A 26,174-nucleotide genomic window follows, 5' to 3' on the forward strand; every position below is an offset into this window, starting at 1 on the left:
AAAGTCGCTATCTGAACAGGGCGCGAGTGCCTCTGTGATCAGGCTTTCCGCGTTTGCTGCGGTGCAGGAAAGATCTTTGCGAGCTTTCGGAGGTTTTGGGCGGTGGCGGCGAGGAGGAATTCGTCGTTTGCGCCACATGGGCCGCGCAATCGCAGCCGTCCGAGGCCGAGAATGCGCTTGAGGTGGGCGAAGAGCATTTCGACCTTCTTTCGAAGCTTCGCTGAGAGTCTGTATTGGGATGTTTTCGCGATGGCACGCGCGACGTCGCGGGCGTCTTCGTGCTCTTCGCGGGTGATGGAGCGGAAGTCCATGTTCGGGCAGCACTCGGTTTTGGACGAACACGCTTGGCAGGTATTCTTAAGCGCGCGGTACTTGGCGACACCTTTGCCCGTGGGGCCGCGATTGGGGTCTGAGTAGTTGCGGCGGAACTGCTTCAGCGCTTCGCCCTCGGGGCAGACGTATTGGTTGTTCTCGGCATCCCATTCAAAGTCGGCACGGGTCCAGGTGCCATCACTGCGGCCAGCTTTATCGATGACTGGGATGTGGGGCGCGATCTTACGGTCCACCAACCAACCGAGCATCGGGCCAGAGCCATAAGCGGTATCGGCGATCAGCCGTTCGGGATGCAAATCGAACTTGGCCTTCACGCGATCCAGCATTGTCTTTGTTGAGCCAACTTCGGCCTGTCGGATCGAGCGTGTGGCTTCGACGTCGAGGATGACACCGTGATCGGTGTCGATGAGGTAGTTGTCAGAATAGGCAAAGAATGCAGGACCTTTGCGTGCCGCAGTCCATTGGCTAGCAGGGTCAGAAAAGGAGGTGAACTTGGGCTTTACATCACTGGCTGCACCGAAGGCGGCCTCATCCAGCGTGTCGAGATACTCCTTCACAGCACGCGGCGCAGCTTCGACATCGATCCGGCCGGCGTCCCATTCTTCCTTTGATGCGGAGAATTGTTTGTTCGCATCAGCCTCAATCAGGCTGGCATCGACAGCCATGCGCTGGCCGCTGACGAGGCCTTCGGCGATGCACCGCGCCACCGTCGTCTCGAACAGATGGCGGAGCAATTCGCTGTCGCGGAAACGCCCATGCCGGTTCTTCGAAAAGGTAGAGTGGTCAGGAACGCGGTCGTTCAGATCGAGACGACAGAACCAGCGGTAGGCGAGGTTCAAATGCACCTCTTCACACAACCGCCGCTCGGACCGAATGCCATAGCAATACCCGACTAGCAGCATTCGGATCAGCAGCTCCGGATCGACAGACGGGCGCCCAGTGTCGCTGTAGAAATCGGCGAGATGCGCGCGGATTGTCCCCAGATCGGCAAAGCGATCAATCGAGCGCAGCAGATGGTCTTGCGGGACGTGATCCTCAATCGAGAACTCGTAGAACAAAGCCGCCTGAGCTTCTTGCTTCGGTCCCAACATGGCTGATCCTCCCGCTCGCTAGGAGAATTGAATCAGCGACTTGCCAATCGATCAAGAAAGAGTTTTTCAACAGAATAAGGCCTGCTGCTGCGGCGCCGCCATAACCTGGTGGTAGGCCGTCCATCCGCAAGCAAGGGCGGATCCTGCGAGGTGCTTGATTTGCAATTGATCGACAAAAGACAGGAGGTCTGCGTGCGGTTTCGATCTGGTTGATCGCCATGTTTCTCAGAACCACTTGCGCAGTGAGACCGTCATTCTCGCGCCCGAGGGACAGGCATCCGATGCCTGCCCCTCGGGGTCTGGATCGCATCACCCCTGCGTGGTTTCCATCGCGGTGTTGTTATCCTCGCGGCATTCCACCACGCGGTCCGATATGTCTGCGGTGACACTGACCGTGCAATCAGGGTCAAAGCAGTTTCCGCCGGGCGGCGTGCTGATCTGCAGCGTTGTCGTGGCACCCGGCAGCAGGTTCGGAACACCACTGCCAACCGTTACGGACTGTGTCGGGTCCAGCACCGCACGCGACTGGAACGGACCGCTGGCCGCATTGCCAACGTTCGCCAACTCATAGTCAAGCTCGGTCACGCAGGAGCCCGCCCCTTGCGGGCAGGACACACGCGGCTGGCCGATATCGGTGACCGTGAGATCAGCGCACATCTCGATTGGCGTTTGGGCTTCGATCACGTACTCCCGGGCCGGAACCACTTCAAGCGTGGTCGAGAGAGCTGGCGCGCTAGGACATCCCCCTTGCGGACGATCGTCGCAGCCGCTTTTACAACCGTGGTGATCGCCGGGATGCCGGCAAGCGGGGGCTGCGATCGTGTCACGGCTGCTGTAAACCCCCGTCACATCGAGGCGCGCGGCCGTTTCCAGCGCGATGTAACCTTCGATGTAGGGCGTCGGGAACCCGTTCGGAAACAGCCGGCGCTCCACATCGGCGCAATCGGTCTTCAGCGCATGTCCGGGCTCGAGCGTATCGACTGCGATCGACAAGACGTCGCCCTGAACCTGCTCCTCCGGCGGGTAGCTGAGTGACAGGAACTTCTTGATCCGTGCCGGCGCGTCCGAGACGTTCAGGATATTGACGGTTGTCGCATAGTGACCACGCACGAGCCGCCCGTCGCTGGGTGCCTCGGGTTGATCGCCGCAGACCAGCTTCGCGGCATAGCGATAGCGGGTGGGTTCAGCCACGTCGCAAACGCCGTTTCCATTGTCGTCAGAACACGCACCGGTATCGATGTCGATCGCATCGTCGACACCATTGCCGTTGAGATCGGGGATCTGACCAGTGAACTGGATGAAGATCCGGTTTGACAAGGGGCCGGTGACCATGGTGCCGGTGTTGCGATCGTAGTATGTTGCGTCCGGATCGGTGATGGTTGCTTCAACGTAGACCCGGGCGGAGGGGAACAGCCCCAAAACCGGTCCTTCCTCGCAGTAAGGCAGCTCCAGAAACAGATGGTCCGGAACCGGGGGCAGATCTGGCAGCATGCCGCAGTCGGGGTCCGCTTCACGGAAGTAGTCAACTGCCCGCTCTTCAGCGAGATTGGCCACAGCGAGGTCCGCAGCGCCCGCCACGGCCACATCCCCACCATCACGATCCTGCCAGGGCATCAGCGGGCGGCCATCGACGCCGAGCATGACGCCTGTCGATGTCATCTCGTTGATCGACAGGGTGCGCGGCAGATGCCGGATGCGGACGTCAGAGACGAGCATGGGGCCATTTTCCGGATCCGGCACCGATAGGGTCAGATGATAGTCGCCGGTTTCGGGATTGAAGGAGCCATCCGGTGTGTAGCCGACCACCCGGGGATGCAGCTGCATCGGCGCATCATCGGCAAGCAGGGTGACATCGTTCACGATATAGTTCTCGGTCAGCCCAACGCCGACGTGAAACTCCTCACCGGCCGGGATTTCTCCGCTGTCGCCGTTGTTCCAGCCTTGGGCGCCGGTGAAGGTGATCGTGTAGCGGTCATAGGGATCGCCTTGGAAGGTGGTCGTGCCAGCTGCTGTGATCTCGGCATCGCTCCAGGGGCTAAGCCCGCCATCGTAGACCGAGCCGATCTCGGGCGCGTCGGCATCGGGATCGATCAAAACCGTAATCCGCAGACCGTCCGCAGCCGAACTGTTCGGATTGATGAAATCCCAGTTGCTCAGGGTCTGCTCGTAAAGGCCCAGCGCTCCGGCCAGCGCTTCATAGCTTGTGTCGCTGAAATGCCGGTCTTCGATCCGGTCCGCCGCGGGCGGCGTGTCCATGATATGGTTCTCTCTGGCATCCTCGCCCGGGCGCGGGTCGGCCGCGTCATGGCCGGGGTTTCCCAGGATCGTGCTATGCCCGGGTTCGTGCGATGTCGTCCCGGCGATGGCGTTGGCCCACCGGTCGAGTGTGCCGTCACCGGGGGTCAGAAGGCCGTCAAAGCTCCCACCGTCGACCGCGCCGTTTGCGAAGGTTCCTGCGAAGACGCGGGCCATTCTGCTGTTGCAGCACACCCCGAAGAAGCCGTTGCCGGGATCGCTGCCGATGCCGACGACGTAGTAGTTGTCATCCGTTGGCACCGGGTCGGTGGTGCCGTTGGCGCTTGTCGTCTGCACAACCCGCACGTCGAACTCGCAGTAGTCGGTCCGGACCCTCTCTGTGATGGCGTTGCGATAGTCCGCCGTAGACCCCAGGGCCGGGTCGAGATCATTCGCGTCGAACGGTGCCAGCGGCGAGGTGACCTCGCCGAACATCGGCGACGGAAATGCTGAATCCGAAACGGTCGGATAGTAGAGATAGAGAACCAGCCCGTCGCCTGACCGGTCGGCCTGACAATCGACCGAGGCGGCGCGTATGTCGGTGCCAGTGATTGTGAAGACGAGGGCGAGAAATAGGCCCGTTGCAATCTGTAATGCGCGAAACAATGTCATTGGTCGATCCTTTCAATCGATTATGGTCAATCTCCCCTTCGAATACGTCGTTCTGCGATCCCCGCCAGGTGAGCCGCCAACCAGGAGCTTTGCTGGTAGCTGGCGAGTGCCTGATTGGAACACCGCCTGGAAAAGTCCTCTTGCTCCGTCAGGTCGTAGCAGCCAAAAAACCCCTCCAGCGCTTGGTCAAAAACCTCCGCTTCGATGCGGTATGCTTTGCCCTCTCCGCCGGGCACATCCACGCGGATGAGTGTTGCAGGTGGGCGCGACATCGCGCGCACATAGACATGCTCTGCATCGCGGAGGATTTCACCTTCAGCGGCCCGACCCAGAGGTCGGACCAGCATGTCCTCCGCCCGGTTGCCGAATAGTGTGATCGGCTGTCCGACCGCAAAGTCACCTGACCGCGTCTCGTGCGGATAGACGTTCTCACGCAGGATCTGCAGCGTCTCCGAGGGATTGGCGCCCCGAAAACTCTGCGTCAGCTTCAGGTCGTACTGCGACTCTTCCAGGCGTTGCACGTCGCCGATCACCACCACATCGCTGGCGATCAGCAACTGGAAAAGTGTGAGCGGACCATAGTCCGAGGAGGCCGGCAAGCCGGATAAGAAAAGCATCCAGATTGCAGCGACTGTTGTGGGTCGCAATCGGTTCATGGACACCTCGCGACGCTATGTATCTATGCCAAGAATATACCATAAAAGTGGCGGTACGTCCTTCATTGTTCAATTTTTTGCACGCGATCGGCCAATCTTGGCTCAGACCCACTGCCGCTGGATGTGCGACGATCGGCAGGGCCTGTCAGTCAAACGTGATGCAGGGCGCACCGCCGATGATCTGAACCGAGCGAAGTTAACTGTAGGATCTTGAACGCAACTGCAGCTTGCCAGTACGGTTGCGGCGCGGCCATAGCCGAGCTTGGCCTGCCCCGGTCTCAAGACCGTTTTCCCGCCAGCTTTCCCTAGACACCGCAGGTTGATGCAAGAGGCTCGAAGTAACGCACCAAGACGCTATTTGCATCTCTCTTGTTGTCCTGCCCTACAGGGCTGAACGATCTTTTTGCTTGTTGCAACTATGGTGTATTAGGTTCCGTCACGATCCGACGGAGTGTGACAAAGCAGAGACTATGGACCCAATGAACCGAAGACGTTTTACATTTTTGGGGCTGGCTTCGGTTGCAACTGCTCTGGCACCGGCGTCCTTCGCCAAAATAGACGATCAGACCGGATGGCAAATCGCCGAGCTGACTGATGATGGATTGCGATTGGCGCATGGCGGCATGGCATCTGCGGGCACGCCGGTCGATGATCAAACGCTGTTTCAGGTGGCGTCATGCTCCAAAACGGTCGCGGCCCTCGCGGTATTTACGCTGATCCGAGATGGACACGTCGAGCTCGACCGGCCGGTCAACGACTACCTTCAGCGATGGCGACTGCCCGGTCCGGGCGGTGATGGAGCGACGATTTCGGAACTGCTCTCGCATACGGCCGGCACGAATATTCACGGTTTCCAAGGGTACCGTGCCGGCGAAGATATCCCTGGCCTCATCGATATCCTGAACGGAAGACCGCCTGCGAACTCACCGCCCATTCGCACAGAGAGGCGGTTGTTCAAACGCTACGACTATAGCGGCGGCGGAACCACCGTGCTGCAGTGCCTTATCGAGGATGTCGCTGGTGAGAGTTTTGCACAATATGCATCCGCAAACATATTCGGCCCGATCGGCGCGACCGCGGCGACCTTCGAGCTCAAGCCGCGCAGCGCGTATGCGCTTGGGGTCTTGGAAAACGGGCAGCCGGTTGCGGGAGATTTCGTACGCCATCCCGAAAGCGCGGCTGCAGGCCTTTGGGCGACTGCGGCGGACTTGGTAAAGATCATGCAGTCGATCCTTGTCTCCCTCAACGGTGATGATGCTGCCCTGTTACCTCCCGACTTGGCCCGACAGATGATCACACCAGTCACGCGAGGCGTCGCTCATGGTGTCTTTGTAGATGCGGAGGGGGTTATCTCGCACGACGGTCGGAATGAAGGCTTTGAAGCGGCAATGGCTGCTGATCCCGTGTCGGGCAGAGTTCGTGCAGGCGTGACGAACCGCAATGGCCAAATGCAACGTGTCTTGGATGCCGATCATGCGATTCATGGGCCCGAGTGAAGCCCTCGCAAGGAACGCCCAGGCCATAATCGCAGCACAGCTCCGCGGCGGTGCGGCGACGCAACAGATGTCCGGAACCAAACTGAGCGGGATCATCTTCAGCGGGCAAGCTTCGGGCCCTCTCATGTGACCCGAAAGTCCAATTGGAAAGGCCGCCGACTGTAACCGCGAGGTCATGCTGAAATGTGGTCCATCGGGTGGGATGTGGTGCGCTGCGATTGGTACACCACACGAGGATGACCCTGCGCACTACGGCGAGGTGGCCGAGCCGGCTTTCGTCTGGGCTGTGAGCACGGAGGACCACGCTGCGAATGCTTCGGCCACGATGATCTTGTCCGATCCGATGACAAAACATGACACACCGTAGCTGCGCCACTCCGCAATCAACTCTGCGCATTCGGTCTTGGACGGAGCGAAGACGGGCATGATTGCCGGCAGGCCCGCGTCTTTCGCCGCCTGAAGCATGTCTTTCGCGGCCTCGATCACGGCGCGATCCCGCCAGTTGCCGTTCAGACCCATCGAGACGGCCAGATCGAAAGGTCCGACCATGAGTGCGGACAGTCCCGGGGTCGTGCAGATCGCGCCGATGTTGCGGTGGCCCTCGGCCGTTTCGACCAGGGCGATGGCGCCTGTGCGCGTCTCCTCTGCAATGACATAGTCTTCCCAGTTGCGGATGAAGTGCCCGCCGGATCGGCAGCAGGGGCACGCACCGCGCAGACCATGCGGGCCAAAGCGTGTGGCGGCCACCGCTTGCCCCGCCTGTTCGGCAGTTTCGACATTGGGCACAACCACATGCCGGATACCAGCATCCAGCGCTTTCATGATTTCGACAGGATCATTGCGTGCAACGCGCAGCGCCACCGCGATATCATTTGCATCTGCGGCGCGCGCCAGGTTCTCGGCCGTTTCGATCCCGAACGGTCCGTGCTGGCAATCGATGATCGTGAACTCGAAGCCGTTCAAACCGATCAGGTCGACCATCTCAGGTGCGGCGATCTGGGTCCATGTGCCGATATGTGTGGTCTCGGAGACCAGAAGGGATTTCAGGTCGCGCGTCATGCCGGATCGAGGCCCAATATGGCCTTGCATTTGATCTCGACCAGAATACCGGGCATCGAAAACCCCTTCACGGCGAAGCCGGTCCAGGTCGGGTACTGATCGGTGAAGTAACGATCCTTGACCTTTAGGAAGGTCTTCAGATCCGCCATGCTGTCGGTGAACCAGGTTTCCAGCTCGACCACGTCGCTGAAAGTGGCGCCCGCTGCGTTCAGCACTTTCTGTACGTTCTCGAACGCTTGTATGTATTGCGCTTCGACCCCTTCAACGACGTTCAAATTCTCATCCCGCCCGACCTGCCCCGAGAGATAAAGCGTATCTCCAACCTGGATCGCAGGGGCGTAATGGTACGTGTCATAGATGTTCTCCATCCCCTCGGGGATAATCACTTTACGGTTGGGCATGGCGCTCAGCTCCTGTAGCAGACGGATTTCACGGCTTCGATGATGCGGGTGGCGTCGGGCATGTAGGCGCGCTCCAGCCGGTCGTTGTAAGGCACGGGCATTTCTGGCGCACCGACGCGGGCGATGGGGGCATCCAGCCAGTCAAAGGCCTTATCCTGGATGGTGGCTGCAATCTCTCCACCAAAGCCGCCGAAAAGCGGCGCTTCGTGCACAATCACAGCACGGTTTGTCTTGCGGACACTGCTACAGATCAGGTCCGCGTCGAGCGGCTTGATGGTTCGGGGGTCAATGACTTCGACACTGATTCCTTCGCGCTCAAGCGTTTCGGCGGCCTGCACGGCGCGGTCGACCATGGCGAGTGTGGCGATCACGGTGCAATCGCGGCCCGGACGCACGACACGGCCCTTGCCGGGTGCGATGTGATAGCGCGCCTCCGGAACGGGCTGCGCCGCGCCGAGGTACAGAAGCTTGTGTTCGAGAAACACGACGGGGCCGTCCTGCGCGATTGCGGTGGCCATGAGGCCCTTGGCATCATAGGCGCTGCAAGGGGCATAGACCTGCAACCCGGGGACATTGGCAAAGAACATCTCAAGCGATTGGCAATGCTGTGCGGCAAGCCGGATGCCGGCGCCTTGCGGGCCGCGAAAGACGATGGGCACCCGGGCCTTGCCACCCAACATGAAGCGTGCCTTGGCCGCCTGATTGACGATGGCATCCATCATCAGGGTGACGAAGTCCCACAGCTGCGCCTCGACCACAACGCGCTTGCCGCTCATCGCGGCGCCGACGCCGCAGGTGGAAATCGCGCCTTCGGAGATGGGCGTGTCCCGCACGCGGGCTGCGCCAAAGCGCTCGCAAAGCCCAAGCGTGAGGCCAAAGATACCGCCGGTTTCGCCGACATCTTCGCCCAAAATTATGACGTCATCATCGGCCTCCATCTCCAGGGCGAACGCCTCGGTGATCGCCTGCGCATAGGTCAGCGTGCGGGCGCCGGGGCCTGGTTCGGAATAGCTGAGGCCCACGGGCGCGAGAACATGCGACAAGGCCAGATCCATGTCCGGTTCTGCCTGCGCACGCGCCCACTCAATGGCCTCCTCAATCTCGGCTTCGACCTGGGCCACAAGGGTGTCGTAGTCGTCACCATCCAAGTCCTTCGCGGCAACCAGATGATCCCGGAGGCGGGCGATTGGGTCGCGGCGCCTCCAATCCTCCTCCTCCATATCAGTACGATAGGATGGCAGGTTGGCGCGCATGGAATGATCATCCCAGCGGTAGGTCAGGGCCTCGATCAGCGTCGGCCCCTCCCCTGCTCTGGCCCGCAGGGCCGCACGTTCAACCGCTTCGAATACGGCGGCCACGTCATTCCCGTCGATACGTTCGTTGAGCACGCCATAGGCGTCACCGCGTGCGGCGATGGACGGGCCCGCCGTCACGGCCTCGGTCGCCGTGGTCAGGCCGTACTGGTTGTTCTCGCAGAAAAAGATCAAAGGCAGGGACCAGATGGCAGCAAGGTTCATCGCCTCATGGAAGATGCCTTCGTTCGCGGCCCCATCGCCAAAGAATGTGATACCGATGTTGCCGGTGCCATTCAGCTGCTCGGCCAACGCAGCGCCCGTCCCCAGCCCCATGCCCGCGCCGACGATGCCGTTGGCACCCAGGATCCTGCGCTCGAAGTCCGCGATATGCATCGATCCGCCCAACCCCGCACAATAGCCGGGCGCCCGGCCCATGAGCTCGGCAAACATACGCGCGACGTCAGACCCTTTGGCGATCGTGTGGCCATGACCGCGGTGATGGGTCAGCAGGAAATCATCCGGGCCCAATGCGGCGCAGGCCCCTGCGGCAATCGCCTCCTGCCCGACGCTGGAATGTGCGGTGCCCTTGATCACGCCTTTCAAAAACAGCTCTTTTGCGCGAGTCTCGAAGCGGCGGATGCGCAGCATCATGATCAGCGCGGCGCGCAATTCGTCCGGGCCCATGCGATTGCCGGGGCTGGTCCGCGCTACAGTGTCGAGGATGTGGACGTGAGCCATATCAATCACCCGTAAACAAGCCGCGGCAGCCAAAGCGACAGGTCCGGCCACATGACGACAAAAAACAGCGCAAGGATTTGCAAGCCAATAAATGGCCATTGCGCCGCAAAGATTTCGGTCAGCTCCAGGCTGTCACCCGCCGCACCCTTCAGATAGAAACAGGCCGGTCCGAAGGGTGGCGTCAGATAGGCAATCTGCATCGACAAGTTGAAGACGATCCCGAACCAGATCGGGTCATATCCCAGTTGCGTCAGAACCGGGAGGAAGATGGGCATGGTCAGAAAGAGGATGCCGATCCAATCGATGAAGAAGCCCAGGAGGATGAAGACACCGATCATTACGGTGAGGATGATGGCCGGTTCAGGGCTGATACCCGCCAACATGTTCGACGCGAAGGTGATCCCGCCCATCAGATTGTAGACGCCAATCAGCGCGTTGGTGCCGAAGACCAGCCAAAACACCATGCCGCATGTTCTCAGCGCCTGGATCAGTACATCTTTCAGCATGGCAAAGCTGAATGCGTTGCGCACCCAGGCCGCGACCGCCGCGCCGAATGCACCCAAGGCCGCACTTTCGGTAATGGAGGCGAAACCCGCGTAGATCGACACCAGAACGCCACCCGCAACAGCCATGGGCAGCGCGACACCTTTGAACACCGCGAGCTTCTCACCCAGCGGCATATCGCGGTCTTCAGGCGGCAATGGTGGCCCCAGATCGGGGTTGAGGCCACAGCGGATCAGGATGTAGGCCACATAGAACGTGGCCAGCATCAGGCCCGGGACGAGGGTTGCGAGAAACAAGTGAGAGATCGAAACCTCGGCTGTCAGGCCGTAGAAGATCAGAATGATCGATGGCGGGATCATGGTGCCCAACGACCCGCCGGCCGTAATTGTGCCAATGGCCAGCTTGCGGTCGTAATTCAGCTTGAGCATCTGCGGCAGAGCGATGAGGCCCAGCAGCACGATCTCTCCCCCGATGATGCCGGTGGTCGCGCCCAAGAGAACCGCGACGCCTGTGGTCACGACCCCGATGCCCCCGCGCACGGATCCGGCCCAGACGTGGAAGGCGCGGTAGAGATCTCGGGCAACCCCGGATTTCTCCATGATCGAGGCCATGAGAACGAACATCGGCACCGCGATCAGGGAGAACGAACTGACAAACTCGGCCGTTCGGGTTGAAATCAGAAAGAACCCGGCGACGCCAAAGTTGGCATAAGCCAGGACAACTGCGATGACGCCAGAGACGAAGGCCACGGGGACGCCCAGTATCAGCAACACCGACATCGCCGCGACGATCAGCACCGAGATCGTTGCGATGTCCATCAGCGGGGCGCCCGGTCAGGTTCGGACGAAGACCGACCTTGCCGAAGCCAGGCGACCAGCTGTTGCAGGACGACCGCAAGAAAAAGCACGGCGCCCAGAAACAAGGCGAATTTGACAAAGGCGGGCAGCGGCGTGTTCCACGAACTGCCCGAACGTTCCGGAAACCAGCTGCCATCCGGCATGAAACGAAAAAGCGATCGTTCGGCGATCTGCCAGCCCGAGAAGGTCAGCGCAGCCAGATAGACGGCGCCGCAGATCAACGCCAGCCCGTCAGCCATCCACTTCAGCCCGGCAGGCATCCGGTCCGTCAGGGCGGTGACCCGCATATGCGATCCATCGATCATGCAATAGGCGCCCCCCAGCAGGAAGGCGACCGCGCCCAGGAGCCCCGCAATCTCATGCGCCCAGAAGGTCGGCGCGCCGAACCCGTAGCGCGCCACGACCTCGTAGACCATCATGAGGACGATCACTGCGAAGCCATATGCGGCCGTTTCAGCGAATTTTCCGATCAGCCAAGTCATATCGGCCCCTGGCGGAGAGGTTTGCATCGGAGCGAACGGAAGACTGCGCGCCCCGACACCCGGCCGCTCCTAGAGAATGCCCAAGGAACTCATGTAGGCCTTGTGGCTATCCACGATGGCCTGCGCGTCGCCATTTCGGCCGCCCCAATCGTCCCATACCTCAAGCAGCATGTTGCGGAACTTCTCGGCATCAGCCTCGCCAAACTCGATGAATTCGACATTCAGCTCCGACTTGGCTTTTTCGATCGCTGCGATCTCCTGCTCGCCCAATGTCGTTTCCAGCGTAGCGGAGAGGGTCTGGCACGCTGCTTCGAACTTGGCCTTGGCGTCGTCCGACAAGCCGTTCCACTTGGCCATGGAAACCGACATCTCCGTGACGGGCATCGAGTGGCGGGCGAAAATCGAATAGGGCGCGTTCTGGTACATGCCGAAGGCCATGTTCAGCCCGACATTGGCCAGATCCGAAGCATCCAGCACACCGGTTTCAAGCGCGCTGATTGCATCGCCGGGCGTCAGGTTCACCAGCGAAGCACCTGCCCGCGTCAGCAGATCCGACGGAAGCCCTCCGGGGGCGCGGATCTTGATGCCCTGGAAGTCATCCACGCTGCGGATTGGCACGGTCGAGGGGATCTGCTCCTGCGGCCAGTGCACGGTGCAGATCATGTGCATATCGTACTTGGCGTACAGGGCACGGCCCAACTCGAGCCCGCCGCCTTCGACGAACCATTTGTCGCGCACATCCGTGTTGGGATAGGCCGACAGCGTGTCGCCCAGCACGGCAAAGGCCGGGTCGACCCCGGCAAAGAACGTCGGACCGGTGTAGTGCCCATCGAGCAGCCCGTTGCGCACCGCTTCGAGGGTTTCGGTCGGGCCGACAACCGCACCGCTTGGAAAGACCTGAATGTCGACCTCCCCACCTGTGTCGGCCTTCAGCTGTGCCGCCATGTCTTCGAAGGCTTTGGTCGTGGCCGCTGTCGCACCCAGGAACGTTTGCATCTTGAAGGTCTCGGCTGCGGCTCCGCTGGCCATCAATGCCAGCAGTGCTGCACCCGCGAAAAGCTTGGTCCGTTTCATGGTTTCCTCCCTATGGACTTCTATGCTGGCTTCAGGCCGCGATCTTGACTTTCGGCATGTCGAGGATGGTGCGCGTTTCCGCGACGGTGGCAGGCTCACGTCCCAGGGCACGGGCTTGCGCTGCAACTTTCGCGACCACCTCGGCATTCTTCAGGTGCCGGGCGCCGTCTTTGTAGGCGTAGTCACCCAAACCGATCGAGACATGACCGCCCTGGCGAATGATCTTCTCGGTCAGTTCGAAGAGGTCGCCCTTGTAGTTCACCACGGTCCAGACGCAGTCGAAACCTTGCGGGAGGAACGCAGTATGGGCATCCAGACCGGCCGCGGTTCCGGGATGGCCGGCAAAGATGATCTCATCGGTCATGCAGAAACAAATATAGGCGGGATCGGTCAGCACACCCATCTTCAGGAATTGTTCGATCTGGCGGGTGAAACTGACATTCCAACTGACCAGATATGGCTTCAGGCCGTGATGTTTGATGCGCTCGGCGAAGTGCATCAGTGTGCCGGTGGAGTTCTTGTAGATCAGCTCGGTCGTGTCGTATCTGCCTTCCTCGGGGTTCCACCAGTCGACGTTCACGCTGCCAGTATCCATCGGCGCAAAGTCAGGCGCGGTGTCAGGCGATTTCATCATCTCTTCGATCGCCGCGAACCGGCCTTTCGCATCGCTTTCGTTGGCGACATAGCCCAAAGTCGGGTGGATAAGGATGTCTGACTGCGCACGGATGCCCGCGTTTGTTTCAAGGTAAAACTCTGCGGCATGCTCCGGCGCTCCATCCGCCGTGCGTCCGTGGTAATGGACCACCGACGCCCCTTCGTCATAACAGGCCTTTGCATCCGCAATGATCTCCGACGGCAAGAACGGAACATGAGGATTGCCGCGTCGTGTCGCCAGCTCGTTCACACGAGCTTCGATGATGATCTTGTCCAATGTGTCCTCCCTCTCCGGTGCACCGGATTGAGAAAGATATACACCATTCAGCGCAAAAGTCATATAGTAAGTTATATTTTTGTTGAATAACGTTCCATTTTATATATCTTTAGGCATATGAATGAAGATCAAGTCCCTACAAACCGCACGCATGATGTGGCGGATCTTCTGGCCGATCATTTCCCCGGTCACACGATGCAGCGCATGCGCACACCGGACGGAAAGTACCGCTACATCTACGTCAGTTCCGGCATTCAGAATTCGTTTGGCCTGAACCCTGACGAGCTGATGAAGGCCGATGCGGTAGACCACGGTTGGATCCACCCAGACGAGCGGGCGCAATTTGTCGAAGCACTGGAACTGTCCGCGCACGACCTGACCCCACTGGACATCGAAGTGCGTGTCGAAGCGCCTGACGGTGCGTATCGCTGGGTCCGCTCCCTTGGACAGCCCCGGCGCGAAGACGACGGCACGGTGATCTGGGACGGCGTGGCGTTGGACATCACGGACCGGCGCGAGGCTTTGGATGCCCTGGAGCGGGCCTTATCCGAGGCACGCCGGAGCGAGGTCGCTGAAGGCCGGCTGAACTACATTGCCGCTCAAGATCTTGCCGCCCCGCTCAGCGCCTTGCGCAGCGCGATCACAGCCTTGACGATCGTCGATACGGAAAACAGGGCAGATGTCGAGGCCTGCATCTCAGACGTGTCCGACCGCTTCGGTACGTTCGAAAAGGCCCTTCTCGCCACACGGGGTTTGGTTCTGTCGGGCAAGTCACAGCCCACAAGCGGCGCTTCCGAAATCGACCCGAAGCTGACCAAACGACAACGGGAAATCCTGGTCATGATTCGAAAGGGGGCGTCCAACCTCGAGATCGCAGACCAATTGGGTATCTCCGAAGGCACGGTCAAACTGCATGTCAGTGCAATCCTGAAACGGCTCGGCGTGAGGAACCGAACGGAAGCCGCGCGATTGTAGCTTAGAACGCGAGGACCGGTTCTCTCGGTGTTTTGGCGGTCACGACCTGAGCCGCGCTGCGTCAAGGCCGGGTTTTCCGCGTCAAAGAAGCTCGCAGGGAACCTGCAGGAGACTGCCCCCCTGGGCGCCAGCATCGAGCTGGCGGAAGGCTTCGGCGATCATCACATCAGAGCGTTGGCGCACCATGCGCAAGGGCACCCGCAAGAGCGTGGCCAGCGGATCGTGATCGAAACAACCGAATTGAGTGCGCTTTGTTTCAGCCTCCGGAACCTGCGCGAGATAGCGAACCACCCCTTCGAAACAATCGATGGAATTGACAAACAGCCCACCCGGCAAGCGCCCCAAGTCGCGGTGCAGACGGCCAAGTGCGTCGGTCGCCCGCACGGGATCATAGCCGCAGGCGATGATCTGATCCTCTGAGTAAAGGAACCCCGAGGCCTGCATCTGCGCGCGAAATCCGCGGACCCTCTCCACTGTGGCAGAGGAGGTCTCTTCTCCGCCCAAAAGGTAAAGCCAGCTTCCGGGGTCATCGGGATCCGAGGGCGCCATGTCTTCCAGAAGCGTCTCGGTCAGCGCCGCGGCAGCCGCCCGGTTGTCGGCAACCACCGAGGGCGCTTGCGCGCAGGGCTGATCGACAAACACATGGGGCAGATGCGCATCGCGGCAGAGGCGCGCAAGCCCGTCGGGGTCTGTGGCGCCTGCGATGAACACGAAGTCAACGGCGTAGGAAAGCAAATCGCGCAGAGCCTGAAGTTGCACCTCCACATCACGGCCTGCGTGAACGATTGCGGGACAATGTCCACGCGCCTGGCTTTCCAGTGCAAATGTCTCGCTGAGCTCGGCAAAGAACCGGTTTTCGTGATTGGGCAGGATCAAGCCCGCGAGGCCGGACTTCGCCTTGCGCAGACCACGCGCCTGCAAATTCGCCGTATACCCTTCCTCGCGCGCGATCCGCAGAATGCGCTCGACCGTCTCCTCCTTCAGGCGCCGCTTCTTCCAGGTGCCGTTGAGCGCCGAAGAGACCGCCGAGGGCGAGGACCGCGCCTTTTGCGCGATGTTGTAGATCGTTGTTTTGCGGCGCGCCTTGAGGGGCATGTCGTGGCTCATAAACTTTCGCGCATACGCGCTTGACGTAAATTATCTTTCGTGACTACCGTTGCTCAATCGGTTGAGCAACGCTTTTTGTGCCCAGTCGAGCACCGCCCCTGCTCCGCACGGGCAAGGATCGCGGCCGGGGAGCGCCGCGCAAAGGGAGGAAAACATGAAGACATTCTTGAATGCGACCGCTGCGGTTGCACTGTTGGCCAGTGGCACGGCGGCATCCGCCGAAACCACGATGGGTATTGTCGTCAAGATCGGTGGGATTCCCTGGTTCAATGCCATGGAAGACGGCATCAAGGCGCGCGCGGCCGAGCTGGGTGTCAGCGCCGAGATGATCGGGCCGACCTCGGCCGATCCCGCGCTGCAGGTCCGCGCCATTGAGGATCTGATCGCCAAGGGTGTGGATGTCATCGGCGTGGTGCCCAACGATGAAGCCGCGTTGGAGCCGGTGCTGAAAAAGGCGATGGATGCGGGCATCAAGGTCATCGCGCACGAAGGTCCGGGGCTGAACAACGTCGACTGGAACTTCGAGCTGGCCTCGGCGGACGGCTTTGGCGAAGCGCACGCGCAGCTTCTCTGCGACAAGGCCGATCCGGGCAAATACGCTGTCTACGTGGGCTCGCTCACAGTGCCGCTGCACAACGCCTGGGCCGATGCGGCGATCGAATGGATGGGCGATAACTGCGACAAGCTCGAATTGGTGGGTGAACGCTACGGCGTGGCAGAAAGCGTGGACGACAGCCGCTCGACCGCGCTGGACCTCATCGGTGCCAATCCCGATCTTAAGGGCTTTCTGGCCTTCGGCTCGCAAGGGCCCATTGGCGCGGGCCGCGCGGTTGAGGAACGCCGTTTGGGCGGTGAGGTGCATGTGCTTGGTCCCTTCTCACCCGGCCAGGGCCGACAGCTTCTGAAGGATGACATCATCTCCGGCGGTTACATGTGGAACCCGGCGGAAGCGGGCCGTGTGTTCGTCACACTTGGCAACATGCTTGTCGAAGGTGAAGAGATCGCAGAGGGCACCGTAATCGAAGGTCTGGGCGCGGTCAGCCCGGACGCCGAGACCCGCAACATCATCACCGACAACCTGTTGGAGATCAACAAGTCGACGGTGGATGAACTTGCGGAAAAAGGCCTCTGAGCGAGGCTAGACCGGAGCGCGGCCCCGTGCTCCGGTCTTTGAGACCATCTCGATGACCCCAGATGACGCGCCTTTCGCGTTGCGGCTGAGCAACGTGTCAAAGACCTTCGGCGGCCTCAAGGCGCTGGATGCGGTCGATTTCGCGGTGCGCGCCGGCGAGGTGCATTGCCTCGCAGGCGAGAATGGCTGCGGCAAGAGCACGCTGATCAAGATCGTGACCGGCGTCTACACAGCCGACCCGGGCGCCCACATCGAACTGTTCGGCCAGGCCCGTGACGGGATCACGCCGTCAGAGGCGCGTGAGCTTGGCATCGCGGTGATCTGGCAGGACCTTGCGCTTTTCCCGCATATGACGGTCGCCGAAAACATCGCCTTCGACGGCATGGTGGGCAACCTGCCCCGCCTGCTCAGTCGCGGCGCAGCGCGCGCTGAAGCGCAGGCGATGCTGGACCGGCTCGGCGTGCGGCTCGATCTGGACACGCGGCTCAACACCCTGCCCATCGCGCAGCGCCAGCTTGTGGCCATCGCCCGCGCACTGATGGGCGCGGCGCGCTTGGTCTTCATGGATGAGCCCACCGCCTCGCTCACCCAGAGCGAAACCGACGGGCTTCTGAAGGTGGTTCAAACGCTGTCCGAGCAAGGTGTGTCGGTCGTGTTCGTGAGCCACCGCCTTGCGGAGGTTCTGGAGATCTCGACCAGCGTCACCGTGATCCGCGACGGCAAGCTCGTGGGGGTCTATCCAACCGAAGGGCTCACACAGGCGCGGCTGGGTGAGTTGATGACCGGTGCGATACTGAGCTCCGAGGTGACCGCGCAGGACCGCAGCGGAGCCGCACCGGTATTGCAGGTCGAAAACCTCACGCGGGTGGGCGAATTTCAGGACATCTCCCTGACGATCCGGCGCGGCGAGGTCGTGGGGCTGACCGGCCTGATCGGCGCTGGCCGCACGGAGCTGGCGCATACGCTCATCGGCATGACCCAGCCGGACGCGGGGCACATGACACTCAACGGTCAGCCGCTCAGGCCGCGCAACATCCGCGCGGCTATCGCCGCGGGCATCGCCTATGTCTCGGAGGATCGCCTGTCTCTCGGACTGATCCAGCCGCAATCCATCGCGGACAATACCGCGATCTCGGTGCTGGACCGTCTGCTCAACGGACTGGGTCTGATCGCCTCGTCCAGGAAGGACCGGCTGGTGCGCACATGGATCGACCAGCTTTCGGTCAAGATCGGCCATCCCGACGATCCGGTCTCGACCCTGTCGGGTGGCAATCAACAGCGGGTAGTGCTGTCAAAGTGGCTCGCGACCGAGCCGAAACTGATCATCCTCGACAGCCCGACCGTGGGAGTCGATGTGGGCGCACGTGCGGGTATCTTCCGCATTGTGCGGCGGCTTGCGGATGAGGGGCTCGCGATCCTGCTGATCTCGGACGAGGTGAGCGAGGTGCTCACCAATGCCGACCGCGTGCTGCATATGGAGAGCGGGCGCCTCGTGAACGAGATCGACCCCCACGCCACCACCGTGGAAGAGCTGGAAGCACAGGTCTATGCGTAGGTTCGCAAAGGATTGCCCGGTCGAGACGCGGCTCTTTGCCGTTCTGGTCCTCATAACCCTGGGGCTGGGCCTTGGCACCGACACCTTCTTTACCCTCGCCAATATCACCTCGCTTCTGAACAACAATGCGGTGAACCTGATCTGGGCCGTGGGGCTGCTGGTGGTGCTGATCGCCGGCGGCATCGACATCTCCTTTGCGGTTGCGGCCTCGGTGGTGCAATATCTGGCTGCCCTGATCTTCGGCGCCATCGGCGGCGGCAACTGGGCCACCGGCCTCATCGTCGCGGGCGGGCTGGGCCTTTGCCTCGGGCTGATCAACGCCGCCCTCATCCATGGCTTCCGTGTCGTCTCCATCGTCATCACCATCGCGACCTTCAACGTCTTTTTCGGGCTGCTGATGTTCTTTACGCGTGGGCGGAACATATACGCCCTGCCCGGCTGGTGGACCGACCGGATCTTCATCTTCGAGTATCAATCGGCAAATGGAGTGTGGTCCGAGCTCAACCTGTCGGTCGCCATCATGCTGGCCTGCGTGGCCGCGACCGCGATCCTCATCGGCTGGACCACCTGGGGCCGGCAGCTTTACGCCATGGGCGATAACCCCGAAGGCGCCCGGCGCGCAGGCGTGAACATCGCGCTGATGCATGGCCTCGCCTACGGCTGGCTCGGCATGATGGCGGGCATTGCCGGGCTCTGCCAGGTCAATATCGCCAAGGAAGTCGTGCCGAACGCGCTCTACGGCCGCGAGCTTGAGGTGCTGGCGGCGGTGGTGCTCGGCGGAGCGCGCCTCGGCGGCGGGCGCGGCACGATCATCGGCTGCATCCTGGGCGTGCTGTTCGTCGCCGTCACGCAGAACGGTCTGAACCTTCTGGGCATCTCGCCCTTCGCCTTCCAGATGATCATCGGTGCTGCGATCCTCGTGGCCATCTCCACCTCGAATCTCGATCTGGGCCTCAAACGCAGGCGCGCCGCGCCATGAGCGCCTTTGACCGCCTGAACGCCCGCCTGGGTCGCGAAACGCTGCCGCTTCTGGCCTTTGCGGTCTTTGTTTTCGCAGCCTTTTCACTGGCCACGCCGCTCTTTCTGACAGGCCGCAACCTCAGTTCCATGGCCTTCCAGATGCCGGTGCTGGGTCTTTTGACGCTGGCGATGATGGTGCCGATCCTGTCGGGCGGGCTCAACCTCGCCATCATCTTCCAGGCCAACCTGTCAGGGCTCACGCTCGCCTGGGTGCTGATCCAGTTCGGCGGCCCCGAGGCCGGTGTCGGCGCCTTCCTTCTCGGGTGTTTGGCCGCCATTGCCGTAGGCGCCACCTCGGGCGCGCTGATGGGTGCGGTGGTCGCCTATGTGGGCGCGCATCCGATCCTCGTGTCGCTCGCCATGATGATCTTCCTGCGCGGGCTGGGCGAGTTCCTCACCCGCGGCGGCGATATCTCCGGCTTTCCCGAGTTTCTGGGCGTGATCGGGCACGGCAACGTGATGGGCATCCCCGTGCCGCTGCTCGTCTTCGGGCTCGCCGCGCTGGTCTGGCACATCATGCTGACCCGCACGCGGCACGGCTTTTCAGTCTATATGATCGGCTCGAATATCGAGGCATCAGAGTATTCCGGCCTGCACACCAAGCGCACGCTGATGCTGATCTACACGATTTCGGGCATCATCTGCGCCGTCGCCGGCATTCTGATGCTGACGCGCTTCAACTCGGTCCGCGTCGGCCACGGCGAAGCGCTGCTTCTTGTCACGGTGCTGGCCTGCTTTCTCGGCGGCGTCGACCCTTTCGGCGGGTTCGGACGGGTGCTGCCGGTGGTTCTGGCCTTGGTGATCCTGCAGATGCTCTCCTCGGGGCTGAACCTCATCGGTGCCAACCAGCACCTCTCCACTGCGGTCTGGGGGCTGTTTCTCATCGCGGTCATGGCGCTGAGGTGGCTCGGCGGGCGATTACGATACGGAACAGGAAGGGATTGAGTATGGAAGGCTTTGGCGTTCACACGTCCATGTGGACGATGCACTGGGACCGCGCGGGGGCCGAACGGACGATCCCTGCCGCCGCGGCCTACAAGATGGATTTCATAGAAATCGCACTTCTCAACACCGCGATTGTCGATGCCGCACACACCCGCGACCTTCTGGCCAAGCACGAGATGCGCGCCGTCTGCTCCCTAGGGTTACCGGAAGAGAGTTGGGCCAGCGTCAACCCCGAGGGTGCCATCGACCATCTTATCCAGGCTATGGACAAGACCAAGGAGATGGGGGCCGAGGCGCTCTCGGGCGTGACCTATGGCGGCATCGGCGAGCGCACCGGTCTGCCACCCACGCAGAGCGAATACGACAATATCGCCCGCGCCCTGGAGGCCGCGGCAAAACACGCCAAGTCGCTTGGCATCGCCTTCGGCATCGAACCGGTGAACCGCTACGAGAACCATCTGATCAACACAGGCTGGCAGGCGGTCGAGATGATCGAGAAGGTCGGGGCCGACAACATTTTCGTGCATCTCGACACCTATCACATGAACATCGAAGAGAAGGGGGCCGCAAACGGCATTCTCGATGCGCGCGAGCATCTACGCTACATCCATCTGTCCGAGAGCGATCGCGGCACGCCGGGCGAAGGCACCTGCGACTGGGATGAGGTCTACGCCACGCTCGCCGCCATTGGCTTCAAGGGCGGCCTGGCCATGGAGAGCTTCATCAACATGCCGCCCGAGATCGGCTATGGGCTGGCCGTCTGGCGTCCGGTCGCGCAATCCTTCGAAGAGGTCATGGACAAGGGGCTGCCCTTCCTGCGCAACAAGGCTGCGCAGTACCGGCTGATCTGAGCGGGCGTCACTCCGCCAACGCGGCGCGCAGCGCTCGTTCCGTGGCCTGCATCGCCTCGTAGGCCGCAAAACGGGCGGCGTGACTCTGTGCTCTGCGCCCGCCCGCGGGGTCGGAGCGCGCGCCGACATGCGACATCTCGCGCATCGCGTCCTGCAGGCTTGGGCGATGACCGGCGGCCACAGCGCCCAGCATGGCCGCCCCGAGCAGCACCGGCTCGGGACAGCGCGTCGCCAGCACCGGTAGGCCGCAGGCGTCGGCCAGCATCTGCTGGACCCACGGGCTTGCGCCGGCCCCGCCGCTGATCACGACGCTCTCCGGCACCACCCCTTCTGCAGCCTGGGCCTGAAGGATCTGCCGCAGCCCATAGCCCACGCCAAAAACAGCGGCCACATAGGTCGCCACCAGATCGTCGAGCCCGGCTTGGAGGCGCAACCCCGAGATAATCGCTTTCGCGTCCGGGTCAGCATGCGGCGCGCGGTTGCCGAGGAAGTCCGGCACCACAAGTCGGGTGCCAGCCAGATCGATCGCGGCGCTGGGTTCAGTCACCGCCTGCTCCACCTGCCCCAGCAACCAAGCCTGTACCGATTGACCCGCAGCCATCGCCGCCGCTTCGGCCTGGGCCCGCGCTGGATGAGTGGCGATCAGATGGGCGATGGCCTCGCCTGCCGCCGATTGCCCGCCTTCCGAGAGCCATAAGCCGGGCACCATCGCGGAATAGTAAGGCCCCCAGACGCCAGGCACGAAATGCGCCTCGTCCGACGAGGCCATCGTGCAGGCGGAGGTGCCAAAGACATAGGCCATCGTCTTGACCGGCCCCGCGTCCGGGTCCGCCCCGACAGTGCCGATGCCGCCCGCGTGCGCGTCGATCAGACCCGCGCCCACAGGCGTGCCGGGCGCGAGGCCAAGGTCGCGCGCCGCCGCCTCCGTGAGCCCCGCCGCCAGCGGCGTGCCGGGCGGCACAATCTCCTGCCCGATCCGGGCGAAGCCTTCGTCCGCCAACGCGCCCAGACCGATCTCGTGAAAATAGCTCGGGTCCCAGGCCTCCTCATGGGCCAGGTAGGTCCATTTGCAGGTGACCGTACAGGCCGAGCGTGTCAGCGCGCCCGTCGCCTTCCAACTCAGAAAGTCGGGCAAATCGAAGAAGTGCTCAGCCGCCTCGAAGCTCTGGGCGAGGTTTTCCTTCAGCCACAGCAGCTTCGGCGTCTGCATTTCCGGCGAAATCCGCCCGCCGACATAGTCGAGCACGCGGTGCCCTGTCGCATTGATCCGGCGCGCCTGATCGGTTGCCCGGTGATCCATCCAGACGATCACATTGCGCGCGGCGTCGCCGCTATCACTCACCGTGACGGGCGCGAAGCCGGTCCCCAGCACCACCAGCGAACAGGCCGCATCGAAGCCGAGGCCCGCCACATCCTCTGGTGCCACCCCGGCCTCGGCCAAGGCGGCGCGCACACAGGTGCCGACTGCCGCCCAGATGTCATCGGAGGACTGCTCGGCGATCTCGCCGCCCTCACGCCACATCCGGATACCGTGCTTGTGACTCGCCAGCATCTCGCCCGAGGCATCGAAGACCGCCGCCCGCGCGCTCCCTGTGCCCACGTCGACACCGATGAAAACCGGACTCGCCATCAAAGATCCACCGCATTGGGCAGCAGCACCAGATCGCGGATCGTCACGTTCCGCGGTCGTGTGAGCATGAAGAGCACGCAATCGGCCACCTCCTCGGGCTGCATCAGGCTGCCGTTCGCCAATGCCTCCTCCATCTTCGCCTTGGGCCAGTCGTCGAGCAGCGCCGTGACCACTGGCCCGGGCAGGATCGCGCCCACGCGGATGCCGTGCTGCGCGACCTGCCGCCGGACCGTGTGCGTAAACGCCTGCACCGCGTGCTTGGAGGCGGTGTAGATCGGCTCCCAGACGACAGGCACCACCCCGGCGACGGAACTGGTCAGGATCACGTCACCCCGCCCCTGCGCCTTCATATGGGGTAGCACCGCCTGGATGGACCGGAAGGCCGCGTTGATGTTCAGGTTCAGCATGCGGTCCCATTGGTCCGGGTCACCGTCGAGGATATCGCCACCCACATACGCCCCCGCATTGGCGTGAAAGACATCAAGCCCGCCCGCGCGGTCGAGGATCTGCGGCAGCATCTCGGCCACGCTGCCCTTGTCCAGCAGATCGGTGACGATGGGCACGGCGCCCATGCCCTCCGCCGCCTTGGTCACCGCCGTCTCGTCCCGATCCACCAGCGCTACCGTCGCTCCGGCGGCGACGCAGGCCTTCGCACAGGCGAGCCCGATGCCGGAGGCCGCGCCGGTGATCGCCACAACCTGACCGTCCAGTCCCTTCGTCATCTCTGCCTCCCTCAGATGCTGGAATATCCGCCTTCGATCATCAGGATCTCACCGTTCACCAGATCGGAGGCGGATGAGGCGAGGTAAAGCGCCATATCCGCGATCTCCACCGGCTCGCCGAACCGCCCAAGCGGCGTGCGTGCGATGAACGGGTCTTTTTTCTCTGGGGCTGACCAGAGGGTTTTGCCCATCTCGGTCAGCACCACGGTCGGGCAAATCGCATTGACCTGAACGTTATGCGGCGCCGCTTCGGTCATCAGGGATTTGGTCAGCGCGTTCAGCCCGCCTTTCGAACTCGCGTAGGCCGCGTGATCCTGCAGCGCGATAACACCGGTCTGCGACGAGATGTTGATGATCTTGCCGCGGCGGCGCGAGATCATGCCCGGCAACAGTGCTTTCGACAGGATGAAGGGCGCCGTCAGGTTGACCGCCAGCGTCCGCTGCCAGTCGTCCAGCGCATACTCCACCACGGGGCCTGTCACCGCAATGCCCGCACAATTCACCAGAATGTCAATCTCGCCTGCCGCCAGCGCTTGCTCGGCGATATGGTGGGTCTCGCCGGGATCCGACAAGTCGCCGGTCAAGGCAGTGAAGGCACGACCCTTCGCGCGAACCGTCTCGCCCACCGCCTGCAACCGCGCCTCAGAGCGGCCCTGCCCGATCACATCAGCGCCCGCATCCGCAAAGACCTCCGCGATGGCAGCACCGATACCCGAGGACGCACCCGTGACCAGGGCACGGCGTCCTGTCAGGCTGAAACGGTTCTGCCAGTCGGCCATGTGCTACTCCAGGTTGGTGTGATTGGCGCGCATGGCGTCCGGCGCGACATCCAGCCTGTCCCGCAGATCGAGAACCAGAAGCTCGCAAAAGAGAAACATCAGCGCTTCGTAGAGCGAGCCCATGGGCAAGATCGAGGTCGCCGCCGCCCCTTGATCGGCGGCCATCGTCTGAGCCGGCACATGCACCACATGGTCCGCCGCACGCGGTACGGCACCTGCGGGCTCTGCCGTCAGGCAGATGACCTCCGCGCCGGCCTCTTGCGCCACCCCGGCAAGTGCTGCGATTGTCGAGAACTGCCCCGGCCCCGCGCTGACGATCAGCACGTCGCCATCACCCACAGGCGGGGTGGTCATATCGCCCACCACATGGGCGTCGCAGCCCAGATGAAACAGCCGCATGGCCAGCGCCTTCATCATCAGCCCCTCGCGCCCGACACCGTGGCAGGCGATGCGCTGTGCCCGCGCCAGACGATCCGAGAGCGGCTCGATTTGTGCCAGCACCTCGGGCGCCAGACCAGGGCGCAGCTCATCGAGCAGGCGGTCGGCCAAATCCGTCGGCGTCTCAGCCACCATTGCTCAGCCCTCCGCCAGCTTGATCTGGATCTTCACGTCCGTGGGTCGCGCCTCGACCGCGCGGTCGAAGGCGGCGACGCTGTCACGGAACGCGAAGGTCTCGGAGATGAGAGGCTTCAGATCCACCTTGCCGGAAGCGATGAGCGCAATCGCCCGGTCGTACATATTGGCATAGCGAAAGACGGTCTCCATCCGCAGTTCCTTTGACTGCGCGAGCACCAGGTCGATCGGCACCGGATCGACCGGCATGCCGACCCAGACCACGCAGCCGGCCGGCGCGGCCGCCTCCAACGCGTTCTGGATGGATTTCGCGGCACCTGCGCATTCGAAAACCACCTCGGCGCCCCAGCCATCCGTGGCGGCGCGCAGCACGTCGCCTGGATTGTCGCGGGTGACGTTGATGCCCTCGATCCCGTCGTATTGGGCTGCAACATCCAGCTTTTCGTCGACGAGGTCGGAGATGAAGACCTTGGCACAGCCCCCGGCGAGCGCGGCGAGCGCCACCATGATCCCGATTGGCCCGGCGCCACAAACAAAGCCGATGTCGCCCGGCTTGATCCCCGCCCGCGTCGCCGCCTGCATGCCGATGGCAAAGGGCTCGACCATGGCGCCTTCGGCAAAGCTTACGCTGTCGGGAAGCTTGTAGGTGAAGGCCGCTGGATGCACCACCGACGGGGTGAGGCAGCCATGCACGGGCGGCGTGGCCCAGAAGCGCACCGCCGGGTCCACGTTGTAGACACCCAGCTTGGTCGCGCGCGACGCCATGTCGGGAATCCCCGGCTCCATGCAGACCCGGTCGCCCACAGCCAGATGGGTCACTTCGGCGCCCACTTCCGTGATCGTGCCCGCGGCCTCGTGGCCGAGCACCATCGGCTCTGTCACGACGAAACCGCCAATCTTGCCGTGCGTGTAGTAGTGCACGTCGCTGCCGCAGACACCGACGGTGTGAATGGCGATGCGCACATCGCGGGGCCCAAGCGCATCGGCCAGCGCGATCTCGCGCAGGCTCAGGCGGTTTTTCTCCTCCAGAACAAGTGCTTCGGCCATACTCTTTCTCCTCC

Annotated in this window: 23 protein-coding genes; 7 read left to right on the forward strand and 16 right to left on the reverse strand. The window is 62.4% G+C overall.

The window, feature by feature from the left end:
* Window positions 1–38: 38 nt before the first annotated feature.
* From MUB52_RS21825 to MUB52_RS21835, 3 genes are all read right to left on the reverse strand, one after another.
* The gene (locus tag MUB52_RS21825) at window positions 39–1,424 is read right to left on the reverse strand and encodes a transposase (RefSeq protein ID WP_263846273.1); all 1,386 of its coding nucleotides are present in this window, start codon (window positions 1,422–1,424) and stop codon (window positions 39–41) included.
* 309 nt (window positions 1,425–1,733) lie between these two features.
* Window positions 1,734–4,331, reverse strand: a complete 2,598-nt coding sequence (locus MUB52_RS21830; RefSeq protein WP_263846274.1) for a CARDB domain-containing protein — start codon at window positions 4,329–4,331, stop codon at window positions 1,734–1,736.
* A gap of 26 nt (window positions 4,332–4,357) precedes the next feature.
* Window positions 4,358–4,987: a hypothetical protein gene (locus MUB52_RS21835; protein ID WP_263846275.1), complete on the reverse strand. Its 630-nt coding sequence runs from the start codon at window positions 4,985–4,987 to the stop codon at window positions 4,358–4,360.
* Window positions 4,988–5,457: 470 nt separating this feature from the next.
* Here MUB52_RS21835 and MUB52_RS21840 point away from each other — a divergent pair, with 470 nt between their 5' ends.
* The gene (locus MUB52_RS21840) at window positions 5,458–6,483 is read left to right on the forward strand and encodes a serine hydrolase domain-containing protein (protein ID WP_263846276.1); all 1,026 of its coding nucleotides are present in this window, start codon (window positions 5,458–5,460) and stop codon (window positions 6,481–6,483) included.
* A 249-nt stretch (window positions 6,484–6,732) separates the two neighbouring features.
* On the opposite strand, the gene MUB52_RS21845 is transcribed toward MUB52_RS21840, so the two are convergent.
* The 7 genes from MUB52_RS21845 to MUB52_RS21875 form a co-directional block, all read right to left on the reverse strand.
* Complete coding sequence (locus tag MUB52_RS21845) at window positions 6,733–7,542, reverse strand: HpcH/HpaI aldolase family protein (RefSeq protein WP_263846277.1); 810 nt, start codon at window positions 7,540–7,542, stop codon at window positions 6,733–6,735.
* The gene (locus tag MUB52_RS21850) at window positions 7,539–7,943 is read right to left on the reverse strand and encodes a RidA family protein (RefSeq protein ID WP_263846278.1); all 405 of its coding nucleotides are present in this window, start codon (window positions 7,941–7,943) and stop codon (window positions 7,539–7,541) included. Before MUB52_RS21850 ends, MUB52_RS21845 begins: the two co-directional genes overlap by 4 nt.
* A gap of 5 nt (window positions 7,944–7,948) precedes the next feature.
* The gene (locus MUB52_RS21855) at window positions 7,949–9,976 is read right to left on the reverse strand and encodes an alpha-ketoacid dehydrogenase subunit alpha/beta (RefSeq protein WP_263846279.1); all 2,028 of its coding nucleotides are present in this window, start codon (window positions 9,974–9,976) and stop codon (window positions 7,949–7,951) included.
* A gap of 5 nt (window positions 9,977–9,981) precedes the next feature.
* On the reverse strand, window positions 9,982–11,298 hold the full coding sequence (locus MUB52_RS21860; protein ID WP_263846280.1) for a TRAP transporter large permease: 1,317 nt from the start codon (window positions 11,296–11,298) through the stop codon (window positions 9,982–9,984).
* Window positions 11,298–11,819 carry a TRAP transporter small permease subunit gene (locus MUB52_RS21865; protein WP_263846281.1) on the reverse strand — a complete coding sequence of 174 codons (522 nt, stop codon included), beginning with the start codon at window positions 11,817–11,819 and terminating at the stop codon, window positions 11,298–11,300. Before MUB52_RS21865 ends, MUB52_RS21860 begins: the two co-directional genes overlap by 1 nt.
* 69 nt (window positions 11,820–11,888) lie before the next feature.
* Complete coding sequence (gene dctP / locus MUB52_RS21870) at window positions 11,889–12,893, reverse strand: TRAP transporter substrate-binding protein DctP (protein ID WP_263846282.1); 1,005 nt, start codon at window positions 12,891–12,893, stop codon at window positions 11,889–11,891.
* Between the two features lie 31 nt (window positions 12,894–12,924).
* Complete coding sequence (locus tag MUB52_RS21875; protein ID WP_263846283.1) at window positions 12,925–13,824, reverse strand: BKACE family enzyme; 900 nt, start codon at window positions 13,822–13,824, stop codon at window positions 12,925–12,927.
* A gap of 117 nt (window positions 13,825–13,941) precedes the next feature.
* Here MUB52_RS21875 and MUB52_RS21880 point away from each other — a divergent pair, with 117 nt between their 5' ends.
* Complete coding sequence (locus tag MUB52_RS21880; RefSeq protein ID WP_263846284.1) at window positions 13,942–14,799, forward strand: LuxR C-terminal-related transcriptional regulator; 858 nt, start codon at window positions 13,942–13,944, stop codon at window positions 14,797–14,799.
* 81 nt (window positions 14,800–14,880) lie between these two features.
* On the opposite strand, the gene MUB52_RS21885 is transcribed toward MUB52_RS21880, so the two are convergent.
* Complete coding sequence (locus MUB52_RS21885; RefSeq protein ID WP_263846285.1) at window positions 14,881–15,894, reverse strand: substrate-binding domain-containing protein; 1,014 nt, start codon at window positions 15,892–15,894, stop codon at window positions 14,881–14,883.
* Between the two features lie 166 nt (window positions 15,895–16,060).
* On the opposite strand from MUB52_RS21885, the gene MUB52_RS21890 reads away from it, so the two are divergent.
* The 5 genes from MUB52_RS21890 to MUB52_RS21910 are packed head-to-tail and all read left to right on the forward strand — an operon-like array spanning window position 16,061 to window position 21,409.
* Window positions 16,061–17,038, forward strand: a complete 978-nt coding sequence (locus tag MUB52_RS21890; protein ID WP_263846286.1) for a substrate-binding domain-containing protein — start codon at window positions 16,061–16,063, stop codon at window positions 17,036–17,038.
* Window positions 17,039–17,090: 52 nt separating this feature from the next.
* Window positions 17,091–18,593, forward strand: coding sequence for a sugar ABC transporter ATP-binding protein (locus MUB52_RS21895; RefSeq protein ID WP_263846287.1), 1,503 nt, complete (start codon window positions 17,091–17,093; stop codon window positions 18,591–18,593).
* Entirely contained in the window at window positions 18,586–19,572 is a 987-nt protein-coding gene (locus tag MUB52_RS21900; protein WP_263846288.1) for an ABC transporter permease, read from the forward strand. Before MUB52_RS21895 ends, MUB52_RS21900 begins: the two co-directional genes overlap by 8 nt.
* Window positions 19,569–20,558 carry an ABC transporter permease gene (locus MUB52_RS21905; RefSeq protein WP_263846289.1) on the forward strand — a complete coding sequence of 330 codons (990 nt, stop codon included), beginning with the start codon at window positions 19,569–19,571 and terminating at the stop codon, window positions 20,556–20,558. The genes MUB52_RS21900 and MUB52_RS21905 overlap by 4 nt, the downstream gene beginning before the upstream one ends.
* Window positions 20,559–20,560: 2 nt before the next feature.
* A complete protein-coding gene (locus tag MUB52_RS21910; protein ID WP_263846290.1) occupies window positions 20,561–21,409 on the forward strand; it encodes a sugar phosphate isomerase/epimerase family protein in 849 nt (282 codons plus the stop codon).
* A gap of 7 nt (window positions 21,410–21,416) precedes the next feature.
* On the opposite strand, the gene MUB52_RS21915 is transcribed toward MUB52_RS21910, so the two are convergent.
* The 5 genes from MUB52_RS21915 to MUB52_RS21935 are packed head-to-tail and all read right to left on the reverse strand — an operon-like array spanning window position 21,417 to window position 26,160.
* Complete coding sequence (locus MUB52_RS21915; RefSeq protein ID WP_263846291.1) at window positions 21,417–23,039, reverse strand: FGGY-family carbohydrate kinase; 1,623 nt, start codon at window positions 23,037–23,039, stop codon at window positions 21,417–21,419.
* Window positions 23,039–23,761 carry an SDR family oxidoreductase gene (locus MUB52_RS21920; RefSeq protein WP_263846292.1) on the reverse strand — a complete coding sequence of 241 codons (723 nt, stop codon included), beginning with the start codon at window positions 23,759–23,761 and terminating at the stop codon, window positions 23,039–23,041. Before MUB52_RS21920 ends, MUB52_RS21915 begins: the two co-directional genes overlap by 1 nt.
* A gap of 11 nt (window positions 23,762–23,772) precedes the next feature.
* On the reverse strand, window positions 23,773–24,540 hold the full coding sequence (locus MUB52_RS21925) for an SDR family NAD(P)-dependent oxidoreductase (protein WP_263846293.1): 768 nt from the start codon (window positions 24,538–24,540) through the stop codon (window positions 23,773–23,775).
* 3 nt (window positions 24,541–24,543) lie between these two features.
* Window positions 24,544–25,113, reverse strand: a complete 570-nt coding sequence (locus tag MUB52_RS21930) for an SIS domain-containing protein (protein ID WP_263846294.1) — start codon at window positions 25,111–25,113, stop codon at window positions 24,544–24,546.
* Window positions 25,114–25,116: 3 nt separating this feature from the next.
* Window positions 25,117–26,160 (reverse strand): NAD(P)-dependent alcohol dehydrogenase, encoded by a 1,044-nt coding sequence (locus MUB52_RS21935; protein WP_263846295.1) that lies wholly within the window; start codon window positions 26,158–26,160, stop codon window positions 25,117–25,119.
* Between the last annotated feature and the right edge of the window lie 14 nt (window positions 26,161–26,174).

This window comes from Roseobacter sinensis (genome assembly GCF_025755255.1).
GTDB classification, from domain to species: domain Bacteria; phylum Pseudomonadota; class Alphaproteobacteria; order Rhodobacterales; family Rhodobacteraceae; genus Roseobacter; species Roseobacter sinensis.